The 13,044-nt window shown below is 70.2% G+C and carries 11 protein-coding genes; 5 read left to right on the forward strand and 6 right to left on the reverse strand.

Going from position 1 to position 13,044, the window contains the following annotated elements:
* The first annotated feature begins 5 nt into the window (after window positions 1-5).
* Entirely contained in the window at window positions 6-245 is a 240-nt protein-coding gene (locus FKR81_RS01570; protein WP_146349055.1) for an acyl carrier protein, read from the forward strand.
* A complete protein-coding gene (locus FKR81_RS01575) occupies window positions 242-1,702 on the forward strand; it encodes a class I adenylate-forming enzyme family protein (RefSeq protein ID WP_146349056.1) in 1,461 nt (486 codons plus the stop codon). The genes FKR81_RS01570 and FKR81_RS01575 overlap by 4 nt, the downstream gene beginning before the upstream one ends.
* On the opposite strand, the gene FKR81_RS01580 is transcribed toward FKR81_RS01575, so the two are convergent.
* Window positions 1,674-5,645: an alpha-(1->3)-arabinofuranosyltransferase gene (locus FKR81_RS01580; protein ID WP_235921190.1), complete on the reverse strand. Its 3,972-nt coding sequence runs from the start codon at window positions 5,643-5,645 to the stop codon at window positions 1,674-1,676. The genes FKR81_RS01575 and FKR81_RS01580 overlap by 29 nt on opposite strands.
* A gap of 127 nt (window positions 5,646-5,772) precedes the next feature.
* On the opposite strand from FKR81_RS01580, the gene FKR81_RS01585 reads away from it, so the two are divergent.
* A complete protein-coding gene (locus FKR81_RS01585) occupies window positions 5,773-6,480 on the forward strand; it encodes a class I SAM-dependent methyltransferase (RefSeq protein ID WP_146349058.1) in 708 nt (235 codons plus the stop codon).
* 830 nt (window positions 6,481-7,310) lie between these two features.
* Here the strand turns inward: FKR81_RS01585 and FKR81_RS01590 are convergent.
* The 4 genes from FKR81_RS01590 to FKR81_RS01605 are packed head-to-tail and all read right to left on the reverse strand — an operon-like array spanning window position 7,311 to window position 11,268.
* Window positions 7,311-8,861, reverse strand: coding sequence for a substrate-binding and VWA domain-containing protein (locus tag FKR81_RS01590; protein ID WP_235921191.1), 1,551 nt, complete (start codon window positions 8,859-8,861; stop codon window positions 7,311-7,313).
* A gap of 18 nt (window positions 8,862-8,879) precedes the next feature.
* The gene (locus FKR81_RS01595) at window positions 8,880-9,821 is read right to left on the reverse strand and encodes an SMP-30/gluconolactonase/LRE family protein (RefSeq protein WP_146349060.1); all 942 of its coding nucleotides are present in this window, start codon (window positions 9,819-9,821) and stop codon (window positions 8,880-8,882) included.
* Between the two features lie 53 nt (window positions 9,822-9,874).
* Window positions 9,875-10,582, reverse strand: a complete 708-nt coding sequence (locus FKR81_RS01600) for an ABC transporter permease (protein ID WP_146349061.1) — start codon at window positions 10,580-10,582, stop codon at window positions 9,875-9,877.
* Window positions 10,579-11,268 carry an ABC transporter ATP-binding protein gene (locus FKR81_RS01605; RefSeq protein WP_235921192.1) on the reverse strand — a complete coding sequence of 230 codons (690 nt, stop codon included), beginning with the start codon at window positions 11,266-11,268 and terminating at the stop codon, window positions 10,579-10,581. The genes FKR81_RS01600 and FKR81_RS01605 overlap by 4 nt, the downstream gene beginning before the upstream one ends.
* 76 nt (window positions 11,269-11,344) lie before the next feature.
* On the opposite strand from FKR81_RS01605, the gene FKR81_RS01610 reads away from it, so the two are divergent.
* Together FKR81_RS01610 and FKR81_RS01615 are read left to right on the forward strand one after the other, a co-directional pair.
* Window positions 11,345-11,680, forward strand: a complete 336-nt coding sequence (locus FKR81_RS01610; protein WP_146349063.1) for a PadR family transcriptional regulator — start codon at window positions 11,345-11,347, stop codon at window positions 11,678-11,680.
* Complete coding sequence (locus FKR81_RS01615; protein ID WP_146349064.1) at window positions 11,665-12,300, forward strand: permease prefix domain 1-containing protein; 636 nt, start codon at window positions 11,665-11,667, stop codon at window positions 12,298-12,300. The genes FKR81_RS01610 and FKR81_RS01615 overlap by 16 nt, the downstream gene beginning before the upstream one ends.
* Here FKR81_RS01615 and FKR81_RS01620 read toward each other — a convergent pair.
* The gene (locus FKR81_RS01620; RefSeq protein ID WP_146349065.1) at window positions 12,297-13,034 is read right to left on the reverse strand and encodes a pirin family protein; all 738 of its coding nucleotides are present in this window, start codon (window positions 13,032-13,034) and stop codon (window positions 12,297-12,299) included. The genes FKR81_RS01615 and FKR81_RS01620 overlap by 4 nt on opposite strands.
* Between the last annotated feature and the right edge of the window lie 10 nt (window positions 13,035-13,044).

Genomic DNA, 13,044 nt, shown 5'->3' on the forward strand with positions numbered 1-13,044 from the left:
GAACCATGGACCCGGCCATCTCGGTGCGCGAGGCGATCGCGACCGTGCTGCGACGCGAGCTGCCCGACATCCCCGACCACGCCCGGCTGTTCGACGACCTGGCGTTCGACTCGACGTCCATCATCGAGCTGCTGGTGCAGCTGGAGGACCGGATGGGCGTGCGGGTCGACCCGGACGAGCTCAACGACTGCGTCTTCCACACGGTCGGGACGATCACCGACTACGTCACCAAGAACCTCGCATGACCACCGAGCTGCTGCACCACGTGCTGGACGACCGGGCGACGCACACGCCCGGCCTGCCCGCCATCACGCTCGACGACGAGCAGTTCTCCTACGGCGGCCTGCACGACGCGAGCTACCGGCTCGCGGTCTGGCTGCGCCGCATCGGCGTCCCGCGCGGCGGGCGTGTCGTGATCACCCGGCCGAACCCCGCGCTGATCTACGCCGCCTCCCGTGCGGGCGCGGTGTTCTGCGTGGTGCACGAGCAGGTCACCGGTGCCGCGCTGGAGCACGTGCTGGACGACGCCGAGCCGAGCCTGCTGGTCACCGACGACCAGGCGGATCTCGCCGTGCGGCGCGGCATTCGCGTCGCCACCACCGAGGAGGTGGCCGCGGCGGCAACGCACGAACGGCTCGCACCGGTCCCCGCACCGGAACCGGGCGACCTGGTGTCGTTGATCTACACCTCCGGCAGCACGTCGCGGCCCAAAGCCGTGGTGAGCACGCACGAGCAGACCGTGTTCGCGGCCCGCGCGATCAACGCCCGGCTGCGCTACCGCATGGACGACGTCGTCTACGTGCCGCTGTCGCTCGCCTTCGACTACGGGCTGTACCAGCTGTTCCTGGGCGCGCTCGGTGGTTCGCACGTGTGGCTGGGCTCGTCGAGCGACACCGGGCCGGCGTTGCTGCGCAGCCTGGAGCGGTCGGGCGCGACCGTGCTGCCCGCGTTGCCCGCGCTCGCCGAGGCGCTGGCGTGGCTGCTCTCGCGCCGCCGCACCTCGGCTGTTCCCTCGCTGCGGCTGCTCACCAACACCGGCGCGGCCATGCCGCAGGAGACCCTGACAATGCTCAGGCAGGCGATTCCGGGGCTCAGGGTGCAGCTGATGTACGGGCTGACCGAGTGCAAGCGGGTGTCGATCATGCCGGCCGACGAGGACCTGCGCAGGCCGGGCTCGTGCGGGATCCCGTTGCCCGGCACGCAGGTCGTGGTGGTCGACGAGAGCGGCGTGCCGCTGCCGCCCGGCCACGTCGGCGAGTTCGTGGTGCACGGGCGCAACGTGATGGCCGGGTACTGGCGCCGGCCGGAGCTGACCCGCGAGCGGTTCCCCCGGCCTGGCGTGCTGCGCACCGGTGACTTCGGCTGGAAGGACTCCGACGGCTACCTGTACGTCGAGGGCCGTCGCGACGACGTCTACAAGGAGCGCGGCTTCCGGGTCAGCGCGACCGAGATCGAGGCCGCGGCACACGGTGTCGACGGCGTGCGGCAAGCGGCGGTCGTCCCGCCGCGCGACGACCACGAGGCGGTGCTCTTCGTGGTCGGGGAAGTCACCGCCGAGAGCGTGGTCGACGGGTTGCGGCGCGGGATCGAGCCCTACAAGATCCCGCGCCGCTGCCTCGTCGTCGACGAGATCCCGTTGAACCACAACGGGAAGGTGGACAAGAAGGCGCTCGTCACGTTGCTCGGGAGGCGAACGGTTTGAACGCGGCCGCCACGACCGCCGCGACGGCGATCAGCAGCGCGGCCTGCACCAGCGGGATGTAGGCCCAGTCCTGCCCGTTGCCGAGGATCCTGCCCAGCACCGCGACACCGCCACCGAGCGCGACGCCGCTCAACGCGATCACCTTCGGCGCGGGCGGCCACAGCTCGCGGGCCAGCAGGCACGCGATGAGCGCGACGATCGGCAGCATCCCGCCGAGCACGCCGAGCAGCAGGATCATGGCGAACACGAGCCACCGGCCGGCGGACGGCGTCACGAACGCGACCCGCCTGCGCGACGGGACGACCGCGAGCACGCCGACGCCGAACACGAACAGCACGCCGATCAGCAGCGCGGCTCGGTACTGGGTGTCCGGCGTGAAGTCGAGCTTCACCACGCCGCCCCCGCCCTCGGGCAGGACCCACGCCTGCTGCCAGCCGTCGACGCGCGTCTTCTCGAGCACGGTTCCGTCGAGGGTGGCCTGCCAGCCGTCGTTGACGTTCTCCGGCACGACGAGCAATGCGCGCGCGCCGGCGCCGACTGTCACTTCACGTTCGGTGCTTTCCCACGTCGTCACCGATATATCGCGATGTGTCGCGACCGGTTTCTTGCTGTCGAGATGCTGCACCGACACGTCCTGCACGACGAACGACTCCGAGCGCGTGGTCGTGAGCACGTGGTCGCCCGCGGGGAGCTCGAGCGCGGTGGCGAGGTCGTCGTCGCACAGCGTCGCCTTGAGCGGCCGGTTGCCGACGACGTCGCCGAGCGTGCCGGTCACCGAGCTGGTGATCTTCTTGCCGTCGACCTCGATCACCGGACCCTTGCCGCACGGCACGGTGAACTGCGTCGTGGGCGGGACCTTCTGCAGCACGTCGTCCAGCACCGGCACCCGCAGCTCGCCGATCTCGGCAGGCCCGACGCCGGGGCCCGCGACCTCGCGGATCACCAGCTCCAGCTTGTCCGTGCTGACCGGGTTGAACTTGACCAGGCCTTCCTTGTTGACGCGCACCACCTCGTTGCCCGCGGTCGTGCGCACCTCCATCTCGACCGGGCGCCGCGCGTCGGGTCGTGACTCGACGCGGAACTCCGACAGCGTGCGGGCGCCCTTCCAGCTCAGGCTCAGCGACGGGCGCAGGTCCGTGACGTCCGGGACCCACGAGGTGCCGGGGTCACCGTCCACAGCGGACAACGCGCCCGCGGCGACGTCACCGGCGAGCGAGGTCGTGCCGGTGACCGTGAAACCGTTGGGCGTCAGCGGGTTGCGGCCACCGGCGGCCGGGACGACCGTGGCGTCGACCGCGAACTTGCCGTCGACGGACGTGCGGAACAGCCGGGTCAGGCCGTTGGTCTCCTCGCCGAGCCGGGCGAGCCCGGCGTCGCAGTGCACCGTGTCGCCCGCCCGGTAGCAGGCGGGCCGCGCCTGGCTGCCGCGCGTGAACGAGAACGACGGCTTCGGCGAGGCGTGGTCGTGCGGCACGCGCAGCGCTCGCTGGGCGGTCAGGCCGGGGACGGTCAGCTCCTTGATGCCGACGTTGCCGTCCTGCCGGTCGGCCGCGACGCCGAGCACGGTCACCCGCACCTTGCTGGTGAGCCCGCCGGGCACGGTGTACTTCTTCGCGCCGCCACCGGACGGCACGGCGTGCTCGCTCTCGCCGACGTCGGTGGTGATCTGGATCTTGTTGATCGTCCACCCGACGCGCAGGTCGTCGAGCAGGTCGATGCTGACCTCGCTGACCGCGCGCGGGGTGTCGAGCTGGATCTCCAGCCACTGCCCCACCGGCCCGGTGAAGCTCGACGAGTGCCACGCCGACCCGCCGTCGCCGTCGACGGCCGCGAACGGCGAGTTGGCCGGGTCGATCGTGCCGACCGCGTCCGCGTAGGCGGTCGACGTGGACGCGCGCACCTCGCGGATGCCGCGGTACTCGGCGACGGTCTGCTGGGCGACGTCCTGGAACGGTGAGACGTCCAGCGCGACGCGGCCCTGCCTGCTGGCCTCGCCGGCGGACATGGTCTGGCTGAGGTTGTCGCCGACCCGCCCGACGTTGCGCTCGCGGCGGCGCAGCCCGTCGGTGACGAGCAGGTTCTCCTGCTCCTCGCGGGCGTCACCGCCGAGCACGGTCGGTTGGTCGGCGCGCAGGAGTCCCTGCGACAGCAACGGGAGCAGGGACTCGGGGCCACCGCTGACGATCGGCACGTCGGCCGTGTTGACCGCGCTCACGACCGGGACCGTGCGCTTGACCTCGTAGACCTCCAGCGACTTGCCGCTGACGGACAAGTCGACCGAGCTGGTGAGCTTCTGGTCGCGCAGCCGGACCTCGGGCCCGAACTCGGCGACGCGTTCGATGCCGGGCGACCCGAGCAGTCCCTGGCGCAGCACGGCCAGCGGCGTCGACTCGGTCGCCGCGCGGTCGACGTCGTTGCGCATCAACAGGAACCGGTACCCGGACCGGGCGAGGAAGTCCGCGAGCCCCGCCGAGCCCCTGCCGTCCGCCAACGCGTCGTTGACCGCGTCCATGAACCGCGTGTTGCCCTCGGAGCCGAGCGGCACCTGGTTGCGCACCGCCCACGGCGCCTCGGCGAGCGACTGCATGGGCTCGTCCACGGTCCGGCCCCACGTGTACTGGCCGAACCCGGTGGAGGGCAACAGGAGCGTGCGCGCCCGACTGTCCTGTTCGGCCAGCCAGGACGTCGCTTCGCGCCAGTGGTCCGGCACGTCCGACCAGCCGAGGCCGGGCCGCAGCGTCAGCAGCCACGCGGGTGCCGCGATCACCGCGATGAGCACCAGCGCGAACGCCACCCGCCCGCGCCGTCGCCAGTGCTCGGGCGCCGCGCGCAGGCCGTGCGGACGGCTGAGGTGCAGCCCGTGGATGAACCCCAGCACCAGGCACAGCCGCAGCACGGGTTCGAACTTGTGGACGTTCCGCAGTGGAGCGAGCGGCCCGTCGAGCAGGTCGCGGACGATCTCGGCGAGCGGCGAGTCGAGCGACCCGACGTAGCCGACGGTCAGGAGCGTGAGCCCGACCAGCGTGCCCAGCACGAGGAACCGCCGCTCGGGCAGCCCGAGCCGCGCGAGCCCGACGACACCGATCAACGCGACCAGCGCCGTGCCCGCCATCAGCACGGGGTTGTCGACGAGCACGAACCCGTTCGGCCACCACGGCTCGCCCTGGAGCACGTACGCGACCCACTGGTTCGTGCCGCGCAACACCTGGAACAGCGACATCGGCGCGGTGGTGTTCGACGCCGACTCGATGTAGTCGAGGAACGGCAGGCTGTACCGGCCGAGCAGCAGCAACGGCAGAATCCACCACAACGCGCACGCGATGACGCACCCGCACCACCACAGCACCAGCTTCAGGTGCTCGCGGTTCCACTTGCGAGTGAGCAGCCAGATACCCGGCAGCACCAGCGCCATGACGACCATCGCGCCGTTCACACCGCCCATGCACAACACGGCCAGCGCCGACAACGCGGCGGCCCGGCGCGGCGACCCGATGCGGTCCGCGCTCACGAGCGGCAGCAACACCCACGGCAACATCACCGCCGGCAGCATCTCGGCACTCAGCGGCCCGACCTCGGTCAACACCCGCGGCGCCAGCGCGTACGCGAGCGCTCCGACGTACCGCGTGGGTTCGGTGCCGATGCCCAGCGCACGCGACAGCCTCAGCACCCCGTAGAACGCCAGGCACAACAGCAACGCGCACCACAGCCGTTGCGTGACCCACGCGGGCAACCCGAACAGCTGGCCGATCGCGAAGAACGGCCCCATCGGGAAGAAGTAGCCGTACGCCTGGTTCTGCAGCTCCCCGGCCGTGGCCATCGGATTCCACAGGTGCAGGGCACGGTCAAGAAACCCCAGCGGGTTGACCGCGAGGTCCAGTTTCGTGTCGAACGTCGCGCGCCCGAAGCGCTGCGCGAACGACAGCACGGTGAGTGCGATCAGCACCCACGTCGTCGGATTCCGGTGCAGGGTCTTGATGGCGCGGGAAGTTACCACTGGGTAGTGCCGAAAGGCGAGTGTCGCTATCTTGGGGCCTCCACGATCTCTCTGGGGCGCACTCAGGCAGGTGGCAATGACATCGGTTGGTTTCGAACAAGCGTGGGAACTGGGCGACCAGGTACCGGGCTGGTTGACCGTCGACCAGGCGACCGCGCTGTGGCAGGCCGCACTGCGGCTGGGCCCAGGCGCGCGAATCGTCGAGATCGGCAGCCACCAGGGCCGATCGACCACGGTGCTGGGAATAGCGGCCCGTTCCGTCGGCGCGACGGTAGTGGCAGTCGACCCGTTCGTCGAGGGCAAACTGTTCGGCGGAACCCCCACCCGCGACCGCTTCGAGAAGCACGTGGCCAGGGCCGGTCTGGGCGACGTGGTTTCCCTGCAGGCCGAGTACAGCACCAAGCTGCGGCGACGCTGGGACCAGCGCATTGACCTGCTCTACATCGACGGCAAGCACGACTACTGGACCTACACCGACGACATGCGGTGGTCCGAGTTCCTGGTGCCCAACGGCGAGATCCTCGTGCACGACGCTTTCTCGTCCATCGGGGTCACCAGCGGCATTCTGGTGAAGGTGTTGTGCGGCAACCGCTTCGTTTACGTGGACCGAGCAGGCTCCATGGCCCGCTTCCGTTTGGCCGCACCCACTTGGGCCGACCGGAGGCGCGTGCTGGCCGAGATGCCCTGGTTCCTGCGCAACGTGTGGATCAAGGTGCTGCTGCGGTTGCGACTGCGGCCCGTGGCGCGGCTGTTCGGGCACGACAGCCCCTACGACCCCTACTAGCCCCTGCTGCTCGAGCTTGGGCATGCCTGGCTCGAGCTTGGGGTGTGGCCCACGGGGCCTGATGCGGGGCTCCGGGGTACGGCTTCGGCTGCCGCCGGGCCCACCAACCTGCCCACCTGCGGCCGGGCCCACTTTCCGCCCCATGCCACACACCTCGGCCCTGCCGGGCCGCCGCTCGCGGCCACAGCCCGCGTTCACGCGGGCGTCCCCGCACGCGAGACCCCCCCGATTCCGTGCTCGCAGCCAGCACCGACAATTCCCGGCGCCGCAGACGCGCCAGCCGCGAAACCGGGGTGCGACAGCCTGCACTTTCTGCGGCGCGGCGGACACCCCGCGAGCAAGGCGAAGCCAACACACCAGGCGACCCACCACGTACCTGGCGGAAACGACGGCGGGCCACACACCAACCGGCTGATGCGCAGCGAGCGCCAGCCCGACCGGCACGAACCAAGCGAGCACCACCCACACCGGTGGACACCAAGCAAGCCCCCGCCAAACCCACAGGTACCAAGGGAGCACCGCCCCAACCGGCAGGCACCAAGAGAGCCCAGCGAAACCGGCAGATACCAAAAGAAAGAGCGGCCGCCGCACTCCCAACCCCCGCACTGCCCACCGGGCGCGGCCCCCGAGCACAAACCGGCAGCCGAACGACCAGACCAAACTTTCCCGGAGGGCAGGGGTGGGGAGAGGTTCGCGGATCAGGCGAAGCCTTGCCATATTTTCAGGTCGGGGTCAAGACGTCTTTTTGTCTTGACCCCGACCTGAAAATATGGCCACCTCTGGTGATCCGCGAACCTCTCCCCACCCCACCACGAAACCCAACCCCAGCTCTACTGTGGACGACAAACAGGCGGCTGACACAACATGGTGCTCAACGCCTGAGCGAAGATGTCACTGATCCCAGCGGGATCGGCGGTGGTGAACGCCCGCCCACCGGTAGCGTCAGCGATCTTCGTCAACTCGTCGACATCAACATCGGGCCCCATCCCGATAGCGATCACAGGCAACGGCCGCCGCTTGTCCTGCAACTTCCCCAGTTCGTCGAGCAACTGCGGCTGCGTGATGGACTTGGGGTCCTCGTTGCGCCCATCGGTCATGATGACGACGATATTGATCTTCCCGAGCTCCCACTTCTGCCGCGCCTCGCGATAGGCGGCGAGCGTGCTGTCGTACATACCGGTAGCACCCGCAGCGGTGGCACGGATGGCACTCACCTGCTGAAGAGCGCCACCGGCCAGGTGGTCCTTGATGGACGCGACGGGCAGGATCTCCTTGTAGTCCTTGTCGCCGTCGAGGTTGGTGGAGAACTTCCACAGCCCGAGCTGCGTGGCGGGCTTGAACAACCCCACGCCGCGCTCGGCGGCGGCCACGGCGAGTGCCATCCGGGTGGTGCCGGTCCGCGGCACGATCTGGTTCATCGACCCGGACACGTCCATCAAAGCGAGCACCCGCGCGGACAGGGTCAGCCCGGCCCAGGTGCGCAACGACTCGTCCACGACGTTCTGGTCCAGCACAACCGCCTTGTCGTCGGGCGCGCGCAGGCCGAACTTGTTGAACGACCCGCCCGAGCGCAAGGAAGCGAGGAACCGCTCGGCCCCGCGCCGCTGCGCCTCGCCGGCGTCGGGCAGCACGACGTACGGGAAGTCCAACGGCGGCACGGGGGTCTCGGCCGCGACGGCGGTCAGCCGGGTCGCGCCGGGGGTGGAGTTGTGCCGTTCCAGCGCCTGCTCGGACGTGGGGAACACGTCCAGTGGCCGGGTGAACAGCTCCGCGGCCTGCTCGGCCGGGTTGCCCGACACGGGACGCAGCGCGGCGACGGTGGCCGCGGCCGGGTCCTTCTCGCCCGAAGCGAAGCCGCGCACGGCCAGCAGGGCGGAGAGGGAGGCCGGGTCCTTCGCCGGATCGGCGATTCCGGCCACCGCCTTGGCACCGGGGCCGATCAGGTCGCGCCACGTCTTGCCCTTGGCCGGATCCTTGACCGCCAGCACCACGGGTGACTGGGCGATCGAGGTACCGGACTCGGGCACGCGCCACGCGCCCGAGTCGCGGGCCTGCCGGAGCCACATCGTCGACTCCGGCACCCACACCGCGGGACGGTCCTGGGAGTTCTGGTCGGCCAGGCGGTCCATGGTCTGCTTGGCCGTCTCGGCGCGCACCTCGACGCGGTAGCAGTCCGCCGAGGTGTCCTGGGTGGCCGCGACGTCCGAGAGCGCCGGGGCCACCTCCGGGGCGGCCGTGATGACTACCGTCGCGGGGGACGTGCAGCGGGTCGCGCGGAGACGGTCGATGACCTGGTCACCGACTATCCAGCCGATGACCGACAGGACGAGCAGCACGCTGAGCCCGACGACGGGCGAGGTCAAACGCCGCTGTCGCACCATGGCGGACACCATAGACAACTACAACCGGCGCAACCAGAACTCGTCGGTTCCGGGATTCAATTGATCCAAACGGCCGCTCAGCACGTATACCCCGCAGCGGCTGTGCGCCATGGTGGTCGGCGCGGGCTCCGGCCACGCCACCGACGCGGTCACGGACGCGGTCTTCCAGTTGTCCGGCGAGCGCAGCGTGATCACGCGGTTGGCGCGCGTGTTGTCGATGGCCAGCAGGGCACCGCCGCGCAGCAGCAGACCGTCGGGGGCACCGACCGGCGCGGCGGCGGTGACCTGCGTCAGCACCGACCCGGACAGCTTGTACAACGCCCGGCCGGACGAGTGCGCGATCAGGAACTGCCCGGTGGGCAGGCGAACGATGCCATTGGCGCCGTTGCCCGCGCCGACGGGCAGCAGGCGGTCGTCGCGGAACGCGATGGTCGCCTTGCCGCGCAGCGGGACGCGGTAGATCGTGCCGCTGTGGGAGTCGGTGACGTAGGCGGTGCCGTCCGGTGCGATCGCCACGTCGTTGCCGAAGTGCTTGCGGGACGGGTCCAGCGCGCCGAGGTCGTGGTAGGCGATGCGGCGGCCGGTGCGCAGGTCGTAGACGCCGAGACCGGCGATCTTGCCGATGGTCTCCGGCGTGGACTTCTTGCTGATGCCGACGTCGCCGTTCACCACGAGCAGGCGGCCACGCCGGACGTCGACGGCCAGGCCCATGGTCGTGATCAGGGCTGGCTCGTCGACGAGCGTCCGGGCCGAGCCGTCGGGCTGGACCACGGACACCGTGCCGTGCACGACCGACCCCACCAGGAAGCGGTCGCGGATCGGGTCGTAGGTGACGCCTTCGGGATGCAGCTTGGGAGCGCTGCCCTTGATCACGGGCGGGCAGGGATCCGGTGACGCGACGGCCGGGGCGGCGCCGCTCAACGCGAGCGCCGAGGTGAGGCAAGCGATCAGGATTCGCATGACCTCGATCCTGGCCACGTCCGCGCGCACCCCGTAACCCGTCGGTCGGCGGGTTATCGCGTCTGCCGCCTCAACGTCGCCGCGCCCAAAACCAGTGCCAGCAGCGTCGCGCCGCCGAGAACCACCAGGTCGCGCACCACCTCACCGCTCAGGCCCTCGTCGCGCACGAGCCTGCTGCTCGCGTCGACCGCGTACGTCATCGGCAGCGCGTCGGAGATCCAGCGCAGCACGTCGGCCATCTCCTCGCGCGGCCCGAACACGCCGGACAGCAGCAGTTGCGGCAGCACGAACGCGGGCATCATCTGCCCCACCTGGAATTCCGTCCGCGCGAACACGGACACGAAGAGCCCCAACGCCATGCCCAGCACGCCGTCGAGCACCGCGACGAGCACCAGCAGCCCGCTCGGCGCGTCGAGCCCGAGGAACACCGACCACGCGATCAGCACGCCCGACTGCACGGTCGCGATCACGCCGAACGTCAGCGCGTAGCCCAGCAGCAGGTCGACCTTGCGCATCGGCATGGCCAGCAACCGCTCCAGCGTGCCCGCGGTGCGTTCGCGCAGCATCGTCACCGCGGTCACGGCGAACATGACGATGAACGGGAACACCCCGAGCATCGACGGCCCGACCAGGGTGAACAAGAATTCGGAGAACAGGTAGCGGAACAACGTCATCAGCACCGCGGGCACCACCAGCAGCAGTGCGAGCGTGCCCGGATCACGGCGCAGCTGGTTCGCCACGCGCAACGCCGTCGCGATCATGCCGGCACCCCTTCCACCAGACGGCAGAACGCGTCCTCGAGATCGTCACCGAGCTCCGCGGGGGTGCACGCCGCGAGCAGCCCGCCTTCCCGCAGCAGCAACAGATCCGTGCACCGCCGTGCCTCGTCCATCACGTGACTCGACACCAGCAACGTCGTCCCCTCGGCGGCCAGCCGGTGGAACGTGCGCCAGAGATCCCTGCGCAGCAACGGATCCAGCCCGACTGTCGGCTCGTCCAGCACGAGCAGCGGCGGTCGGGCGATCATCGCGGTCGCGAGCGACACCCGCGCGCGCTGACCACCGGACAGCCGCGACACCAGCTGCCCGGCGAGCTCGGACATCCGCACGTCCTCCAGCACCGCCGCCACCCGCCGCCGGTCGCACCGGGCGATCGACGCGAAGTAGCGCAGGTTCTCGGCCACGGTCAGGTCGGCGTACACCGACGGCGCCTGCGTCTGGTAGCCGATCAACGCCCGCAGCTCGGGATGCCCGGCGGGCAGGCCAGCCACCCGCACCGAGCCGCCGGTGATGCGCTGCACTCCCACGATCGCGCGCAGCAGCGTCGTCTTGCCCGACCCGCTCGGGCCGAGCAGCCCGGTGACGCTCCCCTTGCGCACCACGGCCGTCACGTCGTCCAGGACCCGTGTCCCGTCCCGGTCGACGACGAGCTCGGAAATCTCGATCATCATCCCCACCTATGGGTAGCATTACTACCCTTCAAACGGTAGCTCGGAAGTCGCCGGAAGGGTAGGGTTGCTACCCATGAGGGCGGAGCGGTTGAAGGGGCATCTCGACGCGTTGCTGCTGGCGGTGCTCGCCGGCGGGCCGCGGCACGGCTACGGGGTGATCGAGGCGTTGCGCACCGGCAGCGGTGGCCGGTTCGACCTGCCGAAGGGCACGATCTACCCGGCGCTGCACCGGCTGGAACAGGCCGGGCTCGTGCGCGGGACGTGGTCGGACGACACCGGGCGGCAGCGCAGGACCTACGAGCTCACCGCGGCGGGCAAGCGCCAGCTCAACGACGAGCGCTCGTCGTGGCGCGAGTTCTCCACGGCCGTCGTCGCACTGCTGGAGGGCAAGCCGTGCCCGGCGACCTGATCACGCGCTATCTCGACGAGCTGGCCGCGCGACTCCCCCGCACCGGCCGCGCCGCGCTGGTCGCGGAGATCGCGGGCGGGCTGGAGGACGCCGTCGAGCACCACCGCTCGACCGGACTGTCCGAAGTAGACTCGCAACGAGCGGCAATCGAGGAGTTCGGCGCACCGGAAGCGATCGCCGACGAGTACGCGCCCGTCGCGGCGACGGCACAGGCGCACCGCTACGGCCTGGCGTTCATGACGACCGGCCCGCTGATCGGCGGCCTGTGGGTCACGGCCATCGCGCTCACCGCCGAGCTCCCCGAGTTCACCCGGATCGTCGGCGGGCTGCTGCTCGCACTCGTGCTGGTAGCGGCACCCTGTGCCGTGTTCTCCGTGGTGGCGACCAGCGGGCCGCTCCGGGTGCGGATCAGGTCGGTCGTCACGGTCCTGTCCGTCACCGCATATACGGCGATCATCGTCGACCTCACCGCGATCGCGGTGCTCACCACGCTGCTCGCGACGACGACCACCATCGCCGTCATTCCGGCGGTCATCGCGGGCGTCGCCAGCGCCACCCGGCTCGTCATGGCGACGCGGGGAGCGCTGGCGTTGCGGGGAACGAGGGCCGCGCTGGTCTAGGAGATGGTCGCGTGCATCTCCCAGACGAGGATCTCGGCGGGCGAGGTGGCGGTGACGCGCTGCCCACCGGTGGCGGTGAACCGCACGGCGTCGCCCTCCTTCAGCACACCGGCGCCTTCGAGCGACACCTCACCGCGTGCCACGAACAGGTGCAGGAACGGCGCTTCCGGCAGTTCCACGCTCATGCCCGGCTGCATGCGCGACGCGTGCAGTGCGGCGTAACGGTTCTTGATGCGGATCGCCGACTCGTGACCGTCCATTCCGGACGCCACCGGCACGAGCCCGCCCTTGAGCAGCTCGTCGTCGATCTCCAGCTGCTCGTAGCCCGGCGTGATGCCCGGCTCGTCCGGCACGACCCACATCTGCACGAAGTGAACGGGGTCGGTGTGCGTGTCACCCCGGAGGCGCCACGAGTCGTTCTTCTCGGAGTGCAGGATGCCGGTGCCCGCGCTCATCCGCTGCGCGAGTCCGGGGTAGATCACGCCGGAGTGACCGGTGGAGTCCTGGTGCACCAGCGAGCCGTTCAGCACCCAGGTCACGATCTCCATGTCCTGGTGGGGATGCGTCTCGAACCCGCTGCCCGGCTTCACGGCGTCGTCGTTGTTCACCAGCAGCACGCCGTGGTGGGTGTTGGCGTCGTCCCAGTGCCCGCCGAACGAGAACGAGTGCTTCGAGTCGAGCCACGAGATCTTGGTCTTGAAGCGGTCGTCCGCCCGCCTGACGTCCACAGTCATGACAGCTCCC

The organism is Lentzea tibetensis, assembly GCF_007845675.1.
In the GTDB taxonomy this organism is placed as follows: Bacteria; Actinomycetota; Actinomycetes; order Mycobacteriales; family Pseudonocardiaceae; genus Lentzea; species Lentzea tibetensis.

Excerpts from the sequence above, each read along its gene's own strand:
- FKR81_RS01570 (WP_146349055.1), top strand. The coding sequence starts at position 6 with ATGGACCCGGCCATCTCGGTGCGCGAGGCGATCGCGACCGTGCTGCGA.
- FKR81_RS01575 (WP_146349056.1), top strand. The coding sequence starts at position 242 with ATGACCACCGAGCTGCTGCACCACGTGCTGGACGACCGGGCGACGCAC.
- FKR81_RS01585 (WP_146349058.1), top strand. The coding sequence starts at position 5,773 with ATGACATCGGTTGGTTTCGAACAAGCGTGGGAACTGGGCGACCAGGTA.
- FKR81_RS01590 (WP_235921191.1), bottom strand. The coding sequence starts at position 8,861 with ATGGTGCGACAGCGGCGTTTGACCTCGCCCGTCGTCGGGCTCAGCGTG.
- FKR81_RS01595 (WP_146349060.1), bottom strand. The coding sequence starts at position 9,821 with ATGCGAATCCTGATCGCTTGCCTCACCTCGGCGCTCGCGTTGAGCGGC.
- FKR81_RS01600 (WP_146349061.1), bottom strand. The coding sequence starts at position 10,582 with ATGATCGCGACGGCGTTGCGCGTGGCGAACCAGCTGCGCCGTGATCCG.
- FKR81_RS01605 (WP_235921192.1), bottom strand. The coding sequence starts at position 11,268 with ATGATCGAGATTTCCGAGCTCGTCGTCGACCGGGACGGGACACGGGTC.
- FKR81_RS01610 (WP_146349063.1), top strand. The coding sequence starts at position 11,345 with ATGAGGGCGGAGCGGTTGAAGGGGCATCTCGACGCGTTGCTGCTGGCG.
- FKR81_RS01620 (WP_146349065.1), bottom strand. The coding sequence starts at position 13,034 with ATGACTGTGGACGTCAGGCGGGCGGACGACCGCTTCAAGACCAAGATC.